The sequence below is a fragment of the Megasphaera sp. SC8-1 genome (assembly GCF_024436295.1).
Taxonomy (GTDB): Bacteria; Bacillota; Negativicutes; order Veillonellales; family Megasphaeraceae; genus Megasphaera; species Megasphaera elsdenii.
In genome coordinates, this window is record NZ_JANFQH010000023.1 from 146,401 (window position 1) to 160,130 (window position 13,730).

Sequence of the window (13,730 nt, forward strand, 5' to 3'; positions counted from 1 at the left end):
ACCGGAAATGAGTTTTATTTTTCCATAGAAGAAGGTGAAACGTATGAGCGAAAACGTTGTGCTCAATGAACAAGATATCCTGGCTTTGCCCTTTGTCCCGCTCCGGGGCATCGTGGTCTATCCGAAGCTGGTCAGCCACATCGACATCGGCCGCGATAAATCCCTGGCAGCCGTCGATTATGCCATGGAACACGACCGGCAGCTCCTGGTAGCTACCCAGGTCGATGAAAACGAAGACAATCCAGGTTTTGACGATGTCTATACCATCGGCTGCCTGGTCAAGATAGAACAGCTCCTGCGCATGCCTGGTGGCCTGGTCCGCATCCTGGTCAACGGGATTTCCCGCGTCCGCATGCAGGGCTTTTCCCAGAAGGCCGATTACCTCGAAGGGGCGGCTGTCAAAGTGGCCGAAATCAGCCGCAATGAAGTGGAAGAAGAAGCCCTGCGCCGGGTTGTCCTCAAGCGCCTCCTCGATTGGCTGGGCAATCTCCGCGATGGAGAAGAAGCCAGTGAAAATGCCAAGAACATCGACGAACCGGGTGTCCTGGCTGACTTTGCCGCTTCCCAGCTGCCCCTGCGGATCGTCATCCGCCAGCAGCTCCTGGAAACGGCCGATGTCGAAGCGCGCCTGCGCCGTATTGCGTCCCTCTTGGATACGGAAGTCGATATTGCCAACCTGGAATCGAAGCTGAACATGGAAGTCCGCGGCAAGATGGACCAGCAGCAGAAAGAATATTACCTGCGTGAAAAGATCAAGGCCATTCATGAAGAATTGGGCGATAAAGTCGATAAGGATACGGAAGTCCAGGAACTTCGCGATAAGATCAAGAAGATGAAACTCGATGAAGACATCGAAAAAGCCCTGCTCAAAGAAGTAGACCGCCTCGATTCCATGCCGCCCATGATGGCAGAATCGGCAATCATCCGTACTTACCTCGACTGGGCCATGGCCCTGCCTTGGAAGAAGGAAACCAAGGACCGCCTGGATCTCAATGAAGCGCAGAAAGTCCTCGACGAAGATCATTACGGACTGAAGAAGGTCAAAGACCGCATCATCGAATATTTAGCAGTCAAACAGCTGACGAACAGCCTGAAAGGGCCGATCCTCTGCTTCGTCGGCCCTCCGGGAACGGGTAAGACGAGCATTGCCAAATCCATTGCCCGCGCCATGAACCGCAAGTACGTCCGCGTATCCCTGGGCGGCGTCCGCGACGAAGCCGAAATCCGCGGCCATCGCCGCACCTACATCGGAGCCCTGCCGGGCCGCATCCTGGCCGGCATGAAGCAGGCCGGTGTCAAGAACCCGGTCTTCCTCCTCGATGAAATCGACAAGATGACTTCTGATATGCGCGGCGACCCGTCGTCGGCCATGCTGGAAGTCCTCGATCCGGAACAGAACAATACTTTCAGCGATCATTTCCTGGAACTGCCTTTCGACTTGTCGAAAGTATTCTGGATCACGACGGCCAACGTCCTCAGTGATATTCCCCGGCCCCTCATGGACCGCATGGAAATCATCGACTTCACGAGTTATACAGAAGAGGAAAAGGTCCAGATCGCCAAGCGCTATCTGGTACCGAAGCAGGTGAAAGAAAACGGCCTCCGGCCGAGTCAGGCCAAGTTCTCCGACGCCGTCCTGCGCCGTATCATCGAAGGGTATACGAGGGAATCCGGCGTCCGTAACCTGGAAAAGACGATCGGTACGGTCTGCCGCCGTATCGGCAAGTCCCTGCTCATGAATGATGAAGTGCCGCTCAGCGTTTCTGTCAAGAACCTGGAAAAACTGCTCGGCCCGGTCAAATTCCTGCCGGAAACGGTCCATAAGGACGATGAAGTCGGTATCGTCACCGGCATGGCCTGGACCCAGGTCGGCGGGGAAGTCCTGGAAACAGAAGCCGTTGCCGTCAAAGGGAAGGGCCGCCTGCTGCTCACAGGCCAGCTCGGCGATGTCATGAAAGAATCGGCTGAAGCCGGTGTGACCTACGTCCGCAGCCGGGCCGATGTCCTGGGCATCGATGCCGATTTCTACGCCAACATGGACTTGCACATCCATCTGCCTGAAGGAGCTATCCCCAAGGATGGCCCATCAGCAGGTATCACCATGGCGACGGCCATCACATCGGCCCTGACGGGCAAAGCCGTCCGCCACGATGTCGCCATGACCGGCGAAATTACCCTGCGCGGCACGGTCCTGCCCGTAGGCGGCATCAAAGAAAAAGTCATCGCTGCTCATCGGGCGGGTATCAAGAAGATCCTCCTGCCGGAAGAAAACAAGCGAGATATGGACGAAGTGCCGCAGTCGGTCAAAAAGGATGTCAAATTCGTCTTTGTTCATCATATGGATGAAGTGCTGGCTCAGGCACTGGTGAAGTCCTGATGGCTTCGTACGATATCATCAAGGCCGCTTATGCCACGACGGCTGTCCGCCGCGACCAGTACCCTGAAGGGTCTGTACCGGAAGTGGCCTTCCTCGGCCGTTCCAACGTAGGTAAATCGAGCCTGATCAATTCCCTGTGCAACCACCGCGGCCTGGCCCGCGTCAGCGGTGCTCCGGGAAAGACCCAGACCATCAACTATTTCAGTGCCGCCCTGCGGCGGCGCGATGAAGCAGAAGGGGAGCAGCGGCTGCCTTTCTATTTAGTCGACCTGCCGGGCTATGGCTTTGCCAAGACCGGCGGCAAGAACCGCGACATGTGGAGTGCTTTCATCGGCGAATACGTCACGCAGTCGCCGAACCTCTGCGTCCTCTGTCTGCTCGTCGACCTGCGCCACCCGGGCCTGGCCATCGACCAGCAGGCCTATGACTGGCTGTCCAGTGCCGGCGTACCCCTGCAGATCGTCGGGACCAAGGCCGATAAGCTCAAGGCCAACGAAAAGAACCGCAACCTGGCCCAGTTAAATAAACTCTTCCCGTCGGACCGGCCGGCCCTGGCCTATTCGTCGCTCAAACGCGACGGCTTCGGCCCTTTGGCCAAGAACCTCTTCGAACGGGTGCTTCGGTTTAATGTTTGAGGTTTGATGCATGATGTTTGAGGCGATGGCTTTTAAATTTTACCCCATCCACATCAAACATCAAACTTTCAACTTCAAACCCAAAAAGGAGCTGTCTTCAAAGGACAGCTCCTTTTTTGCTCCCTTTACAAAGAACAATCTTTCTAGTTGGCTTCATTAAGCGAAAGTGGTATAATTAATTTGATTTATTGTCGGCCAGATGGGAGGTTGCATAATCATGGCGGTAGTTTCGATTGACAGTGATGCTGATTTTTCCGTGAAGGTCCTTCGCCAGCCGGGCATTGTCATCGCAGACTTCTGGGCTCCCTGGTGCGAGCCGTGCAAGATGGTTCATTCAGAAATCAGCCAGGCAGCCGCGAATTTTGGCGATGCTGTGAAAGTGGTACGCATCAATGTCGATACCATGCGGAATGTTGCCGAAAAATATGAAATCATGGCGGTTCCGACGTTATTGTTCTTTAAGGACGGGAAACCGCTGAAACGCATTATCGGCTATGCCTCGCAGGTAGAAATCAGCAAGTTCCTGGCATCTGTCGTGGCAGAAAACAAGGCGGCCGGTTTTGACAACAAAAATATTGGGATGATATAATTGAATTTAGAAACGAGAGGGACGGGACGACAGGTATTGTCTATTGTCGTTCCAGTATATAACGAACAGCCGAACATTGAGAAGTTCTATGAAGAGGCGACGAAAGCCGCAGCGACACTTGATATGGACTATGAAATTATCTTTGTCGACGATGGTTCCAAAGATGCGACGCCCCTCATCCTCAGCCGCCTGACCCAGCAGGATGGACACGTACGGGCTTTTATCCTGGCTCGTAATTTCGGTCATCAGCTGGCCATTACCTGCGGCATGGATCATGCAATTGGCGACGCCGTGATCACCATGGATGGTGATTTGCAGCATCCGCCATCGATGATTCCTGAACTGGTCCGGAAATGGCGCGAAGGCAACGATGTCGTCCAGACGATACGTGAATCGACAGACGATGCGGGTTTCCTCAAACGGATGACGTCGAAATGGTATTACCGTATATTGAATACTGTATCTCCGGTCCACATCACACCGGGCGGATCCGATTTCCGCCTCATCGACAAAAGGGTACTGGAAACATTCAAGCAGTTCCGCGAACACGACCGCTTCATCCGCGGCATGATCGGCGATATCGGCTATACCCAGACCTTCATTCATTTCGTAGCGCCGAGGCGCTATGCCGGGAAATCCAAGTTTTCCGTGCGCAAGATGCTGCATTTTGCCCTCGACGGGATCATGGCTTATTCTAAGATTCCCCTGCGGGTTTCCTTTTACGTCGGCATGCTGAGCGGCTTATTGAGCCTGCTACTGATCCTGCATGTCATTTACTGTAATATCGTGGGCGAAGCCGTACAGGGCTGGACGACGACGATGATTGTCGACTGCCTGTTCAGCGGCTTTCAGCTCATTTTTATCGGTGTCATCGGAGAGTATATAGGACGTATATTTGAAGAGGTAAAGCATAGACCTCTGTATTGGCTGCGGGCTGAACTCGGCCAGCATAAAGACAGGTAAGCCCTTGCGTTGTATGGCCTTCGAGACAGAGAGGAGTATTTATGTGGAAAAAAATCAGTAAAGTTTGGATATTGGCCGCACTTTTCGTTTTCGCCGCCCTGCCGGTGCTGGCAGCTTCCCCGCTGACCATTGGCAGCCGGGGCGATGAAGTCCGTTCCATTCAGCAGATCCTTCGCAGCAAAGGCTATCGGGTCAATGTCAACGGCGTTTATACGAAAGATACGGCACAGGCTGTATCGCAGTATCAGAAAGATAAGAAGATCCAGGTCAGCGGCAAGGTCGGCGGCTGGACGTATTATCTCCTGACAGGCAATCGTTCCAAACTGCCGCCGAAGCCGGTCATGAAGAAAGGGCAGAGTACGCGCTTCAACAATGGTGCTATCAGCAAATACCGCCATTTCAGCGGCGGCGATGCCTTCGGCAACCAGCTGGTCCATTCCGCTTATCAGTATTTAGGGATTCCTTACGTATTCGGCGGGAATACGCCGGCTGAAGGCTTCGACTGCTCAGGCTTTACGAAATATGTCTTTTCCCATAATGGCATCAACCTGCCGCGCCTGGCCGATGAACAATATGAAGTGGGCCAGCGGGTCCGCCGGAGCGAACTCATGCCGGGCGACCTGGTTTTCTTTACGACGTATGAACCAGGCGTATCCCATACGGGCATCTATGTCGGCAACAACAATTTCATCAGTGCCACCAGCAGTGGCGGTATCCGCGTAGACAGCCTCGACAGCGGTTATTGGTCGCCGCGCTATGTCGGTGCTACACGGGTCCGGAGATAGGCAAACTGGCTAGGGAACAGTCGTCCTCTAGCCTTTCCTTATACAACCGGCCTGTGGGATAAAAAATAACAAGAAAAGGTTGCCGAACAGGGGGAAATGAGCGTATAATTTTCCCATGTAGAAAGATATTTAGAGGGAGTGTTTACGATATGAAGTACATGACGGGTAATGAAATCCGCAAAGCTTATTTACAATTCTTTAAGAGCAAGGAGCATTTGATCCTGCACAGCTTTCCGCTCATTCCGGAAAACGACCCGAGCCTGCTCCTCATCGGCGCCGGCATGGCACCGCTCAAGCCGTATTTCACGGGGAAGCTCGTACCGCCGTCGTACCGCGTCACGACCAGCCAGAAGTGCATCCGCACCGACGATATCGACAACGTAGGCCGTACAGCCCGTCACCATACGTTCTTTGAAATGCTGGGCAACTTCTCGTTCGGCAATTATTTCAAGAAAGAAGCCATTTCCTGGGCCTGGGAATTTCTGACCAAGGTCTTGGAACTGGATACGGACAAATTGTATGTCACCATTTATCCTGACGATAAAGAAGCCTATGATTACTGGCATAATATGATCGGCCTGGCTGATGAACGGATTTTCAAATTCGACGATAACTTCTGGGAAATCGGCGAAGGCCCGTGCGGTCCGGACAGCGAAATCTTCTATGACCTCGGCCCGGAACGGGGCTGTGGCAAACCGACATGCACTGTCGGCTGCGACTGCGACCGCTATCTGGAAATCTGGAACCTCGTCTTTACCCAGTACAACCGCACCAAAGACGGCAAGTACGAACCGCTGGCCAAGAAGAACATCGATACGGGCTGCGGCCTGGAACGACTGGCTTCGGTCATCCAGCAGAAAGAATCGAACTTTGAAACGGATCTCATCTTCCCGATCATTGAAAAAGTCATCGCCATTTCCGGCGGCGATTACAGTGATCCCCGGCAGAAGATGGCCATGAAGGTCATTGCCGACCATATCCGTGCCATTACCTTCATGATTTCCGATGGCATCCTGCCGTCCAATGAAGGCCGCGGCTACGTCCTGCGCCGTATCCTGCGCCGTGCCGTCCGCTTCGGCCGTCTCCTGGGTATTCAGGACCTCTTCCTGGCAGGCCTCGTCGATACGGTCCTGGACATCCTCGGCGACGAATATCCGGAAACGCGGGAACACGAAGCCCTCATCAAACAGATCATCAATACCGAAGAAAAACAGTTCAGTGCTACCCTGGCACAGGGCATGGAACTGCTCAATGATATGATGGCCCATGTCGGTGACGACAAAGTCCTCACAGGGGCAGAAGTCTTCAAGCTCTATGATACGTATGGCTTCCCGATGGAACTGACTGAAGAAATCGCTGGCGAACAGGGTTTCAAAGTCGATAAAGACGGCTTCCAGGCAGCCATGAAGGAACAGCAGGACCGGGCCCGCGCTGCGCATACCAAGGTTTCGGCCAAAGTCGCTACGCCGGATACGACGAAACTGGACCAGTCCAAACTGGTCAACGACGAAAGTGCTGTCAAAGCGACGATTGCCATGATTGGCAAGGACGGTGTCGAAATCAGCGAAGCCCGCGATGGCCAGGAAGTGACGATCATCCTCGATGACAACCCCTTCCATGCCGAAGGCGGCGGCCAGCTCAGCGATACCGGCGTCCTCTGTGCGGCTGAAGGCAAGGCCAAGGTTACCGATGCCCAGGCACTCCCGAATGGCTTGGTATACCTCATCGCTGAAATCACAGAAGGCGTCCTCCGGACAGGCGACGCCGTCGATATCGCCGTCGACAAGCAGCGTCATCTGAACCTGGCTCGCAACCACACGGCAACGCACCTCTTACAGGCTGCCCTCCGCAAGGTACTGGGCAACCACGTCAATCAGGCCGGCTCCCTGGTCATGCCGGATCACCTGCGCTTCGACTTCACCCATTTCTCGCCGGTCACGCAAGCCGAATTGGATAAAATCGAAGCCCTGGTCAACGAAGAAATCCTCAAGAACGTCCCTGTTACCATCGAAGAAATGGCTCTGGATGCCGCTAAGGAAAAAGGCGCCATGGCCTTGTTCGGTGAAAAATATGGTGATGTCGTCCGCGTCGTCTCCGTCGACGACTTCAGCTGCGAACTCTGCGGCGGTTCTCATGTCGCCAATACGTCGGTCATCGGCTCCTTCCGCATTACCAGCGAAACCGGTACGGGTTCCGGCGTACGCCGCATCGAAGCCGTCACCGGTCCGGCAGCCCTCAAGCTGGCCAAGGACGAATCGCAGGAACTGCAGCAGCTGGCAGGCCTCTTGAAAGCCAAAGTCGGCGACGCACCGGCTAAACTGGAAGCTCTCCTGGCCCAGTTGAAGGATACGGAAAAAGAATTGGCACAGCTCAAGAAAGACGCAGCCTTGTCCGATATGGACAGCATCTTGGCAGCGAAGGAAGACATCGGCGGCGTCCCCGTCGTCGCAGCTTCGGCTCAGGCCGATTCCATGGACAACCTGCGCGATTTGGCCGATACCGTCCTGGATAAACTCGGCAGCGGCGTCGTCCTCCTGGGCATGACCCATGGTGACAAAGTCAACTTCGTCTGCAAAGTCGCCAAGGGCGATACGAAAAAAGGACTCCATGCCGGCAAGATCATCAAAGCAGCGGCTCAGGCTGCTGGTGGCAACGGCGGCGGCCGTCCCGACATGGCTCAGGCTGGCGGCAAAGAACCGGAAAAATTGGCAGAAGCCCTGAAAGCAGGCGTCCAGGCCGTAAGCGATATTTTAGCATAGATTTTTGGCAGTCATGCCAATCGAATAAAAAAGGATGTGAGTGAACATGGCAGTAAGCGACGAAACGATGATTATGCAAAACCGAAGTGAAGAAAAGACCGTTGCATCCATGATTCTGGAAGATGTGTACCATGCATTGGAAGAAAAAGGATACAACCCGATTAATCAGATCGTAGGCTATCTCCTGTCCGGTGACCCGACGTACATCACGAGCCACAACAATGCTCGCAGCAATATCCGGCGCATCGAACGGGATGAGCTCATCGAAGAATTAGTCCGTTCGTACGTCAAACAGCACAATTTATAGGAGACATATGAGAATTTTAGGACTCGATGTCGGTTCCAAGACCATCGGCGTTGCCTGCAGCGATGCCTTGCTGATTACGGCACAGGGCGTAGAAACGATCCGCCGTCAATCCGATGAAGCAGACTTTGCTCGTCTGCGCGAACTGATCAAAGAAAAAGAAGTACATCGCATCGTCGTAGGCAAACCGCGTCATATGAACGGTGACTACAGCGAGAATATGAAGAAAATCGAAGAATTCGTCGAACGATTCCAGCAAACCGTCCCGGATATAGACATTGTCTATTGGGATGAACGCCTGACGACCGTCATGGCCCAGAATGTATTGAAGGAAGGCAATGTGCGCCGCGAAAAGCGCAAGAAGTTTGTCGATAAAATGGCAGCCATCCTCATTTTACAGAATTATTTAGACGCTCAATCTCATTAAGGAGGACTATTATGTCGGAAGAAATGAACAACGAATTAGAAGAAGTCATCATCGTAACCGCAACTGATGACGAAGGCAACGAAGTGGAATATCAGGAAGTGCAGCGCATCTCCCTCGATGGCAACGTATTCGCCCTGCTCGTCGAAGTCACAGAAGACGAAGAAGGCGGCGATGCTATCATAGCCCGCGTCGACCAGGAAGATGGTGAAGACGTCTACGTCGCACCGACGGACGAAGAATTTGAAGCAGCCAATGCAAAATTCGATGAACTCTTAGATGAATAAGTGACTGGAGAGAGCGTCACAGGAAGGCTTCTGTCGTCATGTGATGCTCCTTTCTTTATTGTTTGTAGTACGGAGTTTGTAGTTTGTAGAAGAGGGCTTAAATTTAGAGCCATCTACTAGCCACTAACTGATAACAACTAACTACTTAAAAGGCGCTGTCTTCGTAGACGGCGCCTTTTATCATAAGGAGGCCCCATGGATTTACCGTCGATACAGCAGCTGCGGAATTTCGTCATTTATGGGAAGTATGGGAACTTCACGACGGCTGCCAATGCTGCCAACATCACCCAGTCGGCTTTTAGTGCGCAGATGAAGAAATTGGAAGACCTCGTCGGCGTCCGCCTCATTGAACGCTCGAACAGGGGAAGTCATCTGACACCGGCCGGGAAGCTGTTCTATACGAAAATAGCCCGTATTTTGGGCGAATTGGAGGAAGCAATGAGCGAACTGCCAGGACGGATGGGGAAGACCCAGCCCCTGTCTGTAGGCATCATGCTGTCCTTAGGGGATGTCCACATGAACCGGCACCTAGCTTATTTCCAGGAACATCACAGCGGCGCTTCGTTCCGGGTCTATAACCTGGAAGTCCGGGAGATGATCCAATGGCTGAAAGAAGACCGCCTGGATATTGTATCGCTCTTTTACTTGCCGGCGCTGCATCTGGAAGAGTATGAGAAGGTCTTCTTCGGCATCGAGAACCTCGTCTATTACGGGCCGAACCTCAAGTTGCCGGAACATGCCGTGACGCCGCAATATGTGGCGTCCCAGCCGTTGGCCCAGTATTCGCCCCAGTATGAGATGAATCGCTACATCAACCATTATTTCACGTCCCACGCCTGTCCGCCTCAGGAGACGCAGGCCTGGTTCTCGACGCCTTATGCCATGATGAACTACTGTCAGCAGAACCGCATCGGGGCTATCCTGCCGGAACGCTTCCTCCAGGCCATGGGCATTGCCGAAGGTTACTGTGAATTGGAACCGCCCCTGCGCCTGCCGTGTTATCTCGTGTATAAGAAAGACAACCCGAAATACGCGACGATCCAGGTTTTCGTCGATTATATCCGCCGTGTCTATCATATTAAAAAATAATGATAAAGGTATCTGCCATCATATAAAACGATGACAGGTATCTTTTTTTTGCGTTATACAAGACGGGAGAGAAGGTGTAGAATCTAGCTTGCAAATACGAAAGGAGCAGTGAATACACAATGTCGAATCAATCACTTTGGAACAAAGATTTCCTTCTCGACACAGGTATCAATTTTGTAGTCTATCTTATTTATTACTTATTAATGGTCATCATCGCCGTCGTCGCCAAAGACCAATTGCACGCTTCCCTCGGTGAAGCCGGACTGGCTTCGGGCATCTTCATTGTCGGCACCCTGCTGGCACGCTTGCAATTCGGCAAGGCTATTGAATTATACGGCCGCCGCAAGTCCTTATATGGCGGGATCCTCTTTTATTTCGTAACGACCTTATTATACTTTTATATCCCGAATCTCGCTATTCTCTATGGCATCCGCTTCCTCAACGGCATGGCCTATGGTATCGTCTCGACGGCGACCAATACGATCGTCGCTTCTTGCATTCCGGCAGAAAAACGGGGCGAAGGCATCAACTACTACGGCTTGAGCACCAGCCTGGCTGCCGCTGTCGGCCCCTTCCTGGGTATGTTCCTCATCGTCGTCACGAACTTCACCTTTATCATCACCCTCTGTGCCGTTCTCGTCGGCTTGTGCATGATTGGCTGCATCGCCCTCCATATCGACGAAATCACGCTTACGTCGGAACAGGTTGCCCGCATGAAAGCCATGACCCTCGACAATTACGTCGAATATCGCGTACTGATCATCTCCATCATCGGCTTCTTCATGGGCTTCGCTTATTCCAGCGTCCTGACATTCTTGGCCGCTTATGCTCGTGAAATCAACCTGGTCCAGGCCGGTACGTTCTTCTTCGTCGTCTATGCCGTTGTCATCACTATCACTCGTCCGATGACGGGTGTCATCTTCGACCACAAAGGCGAAAACTACGTCCTCTATCCCTGCTACATCTGCCTGGCTATCGGCTTGTTCCTCCTCAGCATTACCGGTGCTTCTTGGCAGCTGCTCTTATCGGGCGTCTTCGTTGGCCTTGGCTATGGTACGTTCATGTCCAACGGTCAGGCTGTCTGCATCAAATTGACCCCGTCGTACCGCATCAGCGTTGCCTTATCGACGTACTTTGTCGCTTTGGACCTCGGCATCGGCGTAGGGCCCTATGTCCTCGGCAGCCTCCACGGCCTGCTCACCTTCCCGCAGCTCTATGCTGTAGCAGCCATCGTCGCTGTTGCCTGCTTCATCATGTACCATGCCTTCTACGGCCGCAAGATCAATCTCATCAACCGTGCCGTCCGCATCTACATCCACGCATAACACGCAATTACAATAGATCCTATCCCCAGATTCGAGGGCTTGTCGTATGGCGACAAGCCCTCTTTTAGGTTCATCGTAGGTCGTTCATCGTAAATCGAAGGGACAAAAAATCCATCGCGACGAATCACGAACCACTAGCCACGAACCACTAGCCACGAACCACTTTTTTCAGTTATAATGGATATAAGGAAAAAGGGGAGAGAGACATGACCATCAAAACGAGAATCCTGGCAGGGCTTGCCTGTATTTGCTTGATATTGACGATTTTTTTCTGGCCTGGCAAGGAAGAAGAGGCTTATAGTTCGGATGTCATCAAGGAAGCGGAAGACGTGACGACGGCTGAAACGGAAATGATGGCCCCTGATGAATCTCTGGAATCACCTAATGGTACGGTGCGGCTTCAGGCCTTGTATAATGAGAAACCGGTTTGCCTCTTCTTCTGGTCTTCCTGGAGCCAGGACAGTTTGCGCCAGCTCGCAGCACTGGAAGAAGTGTATCCAACGTATGGGCAAGCCATTCAGTTTGTGACGGTCCCTGTCGGACCGGACCAGGAGGACAGCTTGTCTTATATGAAGCAGAGCGGGGCAGGCCTGCCTGTCTATTGTGTCCGGGAACCGATGCTGAAGGAATATGGCGTCCATGACATACCGAAACTCATCTTCATCGCCCGCGGTGGCCAGATGACGCGCCCCTTCGACAGCGTTTTGACGCCGCGACAGTTGTCCTATGAAATGGAAAAGTTATTAAAATAATTTTTCTATTTCCCTTGCCAAAAAGAGAAAAGTAGGTTATAATAAACGAGTCGCACAGAGAAGTATAAAATATGGGCGGTTAGCTCAGTTGGTTAGAGTATCTCGTTGACATCGAGGGGGTCGATGGTTCGAATCCATTATCGCCCACCATATTGTGTGAAAAAAGAGGCTGTCGCATTAAGACAGCCTCTTTTTGAGTTTTAAGTTTGTAGTTTTTAGTTTGCAGCAAATGGTAAAAAATTAAAGCCAGCTTCTACAAACTACAAACTCCGTACTACAAACTATAAAGTAAAAGGGACTATCGCATGATGATACAAACCTTCATGCGATAGTCCTTTTTTGATGTTAAAGGCAACCTCTCGGACCGCCTTCGGCGGCCAGCTCCCCTATAATGGGAGCCTTTCGTCAAATATTCATGCCACGAGTCACGAACCACTAGCCACGAGCCACAAAACTACCGGCTTTCGGAGAAGTCCAGGCCTTTGTCGGTGGCATAGTACGTGCCTGGTTTTTCACCGGCTTCTACGTAGCCTTTTTGCACTAAGTCGTCGATGAGGGTCAGGTCCGGCTTTTCTGGGGCAAACATTTCTTCCGGTGTCCCTTCTTCGCGTTCGACAGCTGCGATGAGGGCGGCTTCTTTGTCGTCTGTCGTCGGCGCTTCTTTTATATAGGCCAAATCTGGCAGGAACATGGGGTATTCTTTATGGGCTGTGAGGAAGAAGCGGCCGATGGCGATGGCCTGGCTCAAGAGGTTGCCTTCTTCCGTTTCGATGTCCATTTCATCGCAGATGACGTCGAGCTGGTTCGACGGGAAGTGATAGAGCTTCTTGGCGACTTCCAGCGTATCGGCATAGCGGAACGCCGGGGCATCGATGCCGTAGATGTGCAGGGCGTGGGTCAGGCAGCCCATGACGAACGGCGCGTTGTGGGCGACCAGGGTCTGTCCTTCGATGAGGTTTTTCAGGCCGGCCTGCCAATATTCGCCGAACTCATCGGCCTTCGAGAGTTCATCCCAGTGGTAGCGGTCTTTCACGGCGGACAAGTTATTTTCTGGCGGACGGACGTAGAAATAGCGGGTATCCTTCAGTTCGCCGTGGTCAAATTCAGCCAGGGCCAGGAGACAGATGGAATAAGGCTGCTCATTGGCCAGTTCCAGGGCGACGGCTGTGAAGTGCTGCGGGAAGCGGCGCAGTTTCCCCTTTTCTTCGATAGGGTATTTATAATAGCCATCGTCGGGCTTGATGTCGTACTGGTGCAGGTTTTCGACCTTGACATGTTCCTTCTTGGCCAGTTCTTCTTGAACTTTGGCTTTGCGCCGCCGTTTGCGCAGGGCCGACGTGAGGGAGTAGAGGACGGCGGCGATGAAGACGAGGGTGACGATCGTCGTGATGATGTGGATCAGGGAATCCATGAAATATCAAATCCTTTTCAATAATTTTGA

General features: G+C 52.7%; 13 protein-coding genes and 1 tRNA gene. 13 read left to right on the plus strand and 1 reads right to left on the minus strand.

Annotated features, from left to right (window positions below):
- The first annotated feature begins 43 nt into the window (after positions 1-43).
- The 13 genes from lon (at position 44) to NOS26_RS07350 (ending at position 12,439) form a co-directional block, all read left to right on the plus strand.
- Positions 44-2,377, plus strand: coding sequence for an endopeptidase La (gene lon / locus NOS26_RS07290; protein ID WP_072981743.1), 2,334 nt, complete (start codon positions 44-46; stop codon positions 2,375-2,377).
- Positions 2,377-3,012 carry a ribosome biogenesis GTP-binding protein YihA/YsxC gene (gene yihA, locus NOS26_RS07295; RefSeq protein ID WP_014016144.1) on the plus strand — a complete coding sequence of 212 codons (636 nt, stop codon included), beginning with the start codon at positions 2,377-2,379 and terminating at the stop codon, positions 3,010-3,012. The genes lon and yihA overlap by 1 nt, the downstream gene beginning before the upstream one ends.
- A gap of 217 nt (positions 3,013-3,229) precedes the next feature.
- Positions 3,230-3,601, plus strand: coding sequence for a co-chaperone YbbN (locus tag NOS26_RS07300; protein ID WP_170101292.1), 372 nt, complete (start codon positions 3,230-3,232; stop codon positions 3,599-3,601).
- A gap of 36 nt (positions 3,602-3,637) precedes the next feature.
- The gene (locus NOS26_RS07305; RefSeq protein ID WP_022497869.1) at positions 3,638-4,564 is read left to right on the plus strand and encodes a glycosyltransferase family 2 protein; all 927 of its coding nucleotides are present in this window, start codon (positions 3,638-3,640) and stop codon (positions 4,562-4,564) included.
- Between the two features lie 41 nt (positions 4,565-4,605).
- Entirely contained in the window at positions 4,606-5,349 is a 744-nt protein-coding gene (locus NOS26_RS07310) for a C40 family peptidase (RefSeq protein WP_014016147.1), read from the plus strand.
- Between the two features lie 158 nt (positions 5,350-5,507).
- Positions 5,508-8,108 carry an alanine--tRNA ligase gene (gene alaS / locus NOS26_RS07315; protein WP_255917503.1) on the plus strand — a complete coding sequence of 867 codons (2,601 nt, stop codon included), beginning with the start codon at positions 5,508-5,510 and terminating at the stop codon, positions 8,106-8,108.
- 46 nt (positions 8,109-8,154) lie between these two features.
- Positions 8,155-8,415 carry an IreB family regulatory phosphoprotein gene (locus NOS26_RS07320; RefSeq protein WP_027895127.1) on the plus strand — a complete coding sequence of 87 codons (261 nt, stop codon included), beginning with the start codon at positions 8,155-8,157 and terminating at the stop codon, positions 8,413-8,415.
- A gap of 7 nt (positions 8,416-8,422) precedes the next feature.
- Positions 8,423-8,839, plus strand: coding sequence for a Holliday junction resolvase RuvX (gene ruvX / locus NOS26_RS07325; protein WP_014016150.1), 417 nt, complete (start codon positions 8,423-8,425; stop codon positions 8,837-8,839).
- An 11-nt stretch (positions 8,840-8,850) separates the two neighbouring features.
- Positions 8,851-9,123, plus strand: coding sequence for a DUF1292 domain-containing protein (locus NOS26_RS07330; RefSeq protein WP_014016151.1), 273 nt, complete (start codon positions 8,851-8,853; stop codon positions 9,121-9,123).
- A gap of 195 nt (positions 9,124-9,318) precedes the next feature.
- On the plus strand, positions 9,319-10,212 hold the full coding sequence (locus NOS26_RS07335) for a LysR family transcriptional regulator (protein ID WP_027895128.1): 894 nt from the start codon (positions 9,319-9,321) through the stop codon (positions 10,210-10,212).
- Positions 10,213-10,331: 119 nt separating this feature from the next.
- Positions 10,332-11,537 (plus strand): MFS transporter, encoded by a 1,206-nt coding sequence (locus NOS26_RS07340; RefSeq protein WP_014016153.1) that lies wholly within the window; start codon positions 10,332-10,334, stop codon positions 11,535-11,537.
- 251 nt (positions 11,538-11,788) lie between these two features.
- The gene (locus NOS26_RS07345; RefSeq protein ID WP_255917491.1) at positions 11,789-12,289 is read left to right on the plus strand and encodes a thioredoxin family protein; all 501 of its coding nucleotides are present in this window, start codon (positions 11,789-11,791) and stop codon (positions 12,287-12,289) included.
- A 73-nt stretch (positions 12,290-12,362) separates the two neighbouring features.
- Positions 12,363-12,439: transfer RNA gene (locus NOS26_RS07350), tRNA-Val, on the plus strand.
- A 304-nt stretch (positions 12,440-12,743) separates the two neighbouring features.
- Here the strand turns inward: NOS26_RS07350 and NOS26_RS07355 are convergent.
- A complete protein-coding gene (locus NOS26_RS07355) occupies positions 12,744-13,700 on the minus strand; it encodes an exonuclease domain-containing protein (RefSeq protein ID WP_255917450.1) in 957 nt (318 codons plus the stop codon).
- Positions 13,701-13,730: the final 30 nt, after the last annotated feature.

Bases quoted from the DNA above. Each gene is read 5' to 3' on its own strand.
- lon (WP_072981743.1), top strand. From the start codon at position 44: ATGAGCGAAAACGTTGTGCTCAATGAACAAGATATCCTGGCTTTGCCC.
- yihA (WP_014016144.1), top strand. From the start codon at position 2,377: ATGGCTTCGTACGATATCATCAAGGCCGCTTATGCCACGACGGCTGTC.
- NOS26_RS07300 (WP_170101292.1), top strand. From the start codon at position 3,230: ATGGCGGTAGTTTCGATTGACAGTGATGCTGATTTTTCCGTGAAGGTC.
- NOS26_RS07310 (WP_014016147.1), top strand. From the start codon at position 4,606: ATGTGGAAAAAAATCAGTAAAGTTTGGATATTGGCCGCACTTTTCGTT.
- alaS (WP_255917503.1), top strand. From the start codon at position 5,508: ATGACGGGTAATGAAATCCGCAAAGCTTATTTACAATTCTTTAAGAGC.
- NOS26_RS07320 (WP_027895127.1), top strand. From the start codon at position 8,155: ATGGCAGTAAGCGACGAAACGATGATTATGCAAAACCGAAGTGAAGAA.
- ruvX (WP_014016150.1), top strand. From the start codon at position 8,423: ATGAGAATTTTAGGACTCGATGTCGGTTCCAAGACCATCGGCGTTGCC.
- NOS26_RS07330 (WP_014016151.1), top strand. From the start codon at position 8,851: ATGTCGGAAGAAATGAACAACGAATTAGAAGAAGTCATCATCGTAACC.
- NOS26_RS07335 (WP_027895128.1), top strand. From the start codon at position 9,319: ATGGATTTACCGTCGATACAGCAGCTGCGGAATTTCGTCATTTATGGG.
- NOS26_RS07340 (WP_014016153.1), top strand. From the start codon at position 10,332: ATGTCGAATCAATCACTTTGGAACAAAGATTTCCTTCTCGACACAGGT.
- NOS26_RS07355 (WP_255917450.1), bottom strand. From the start codon at position 13,700: ATGGATTCCCTGATCCACATCATCACGACGATCGTCACCCTCGTCTTC.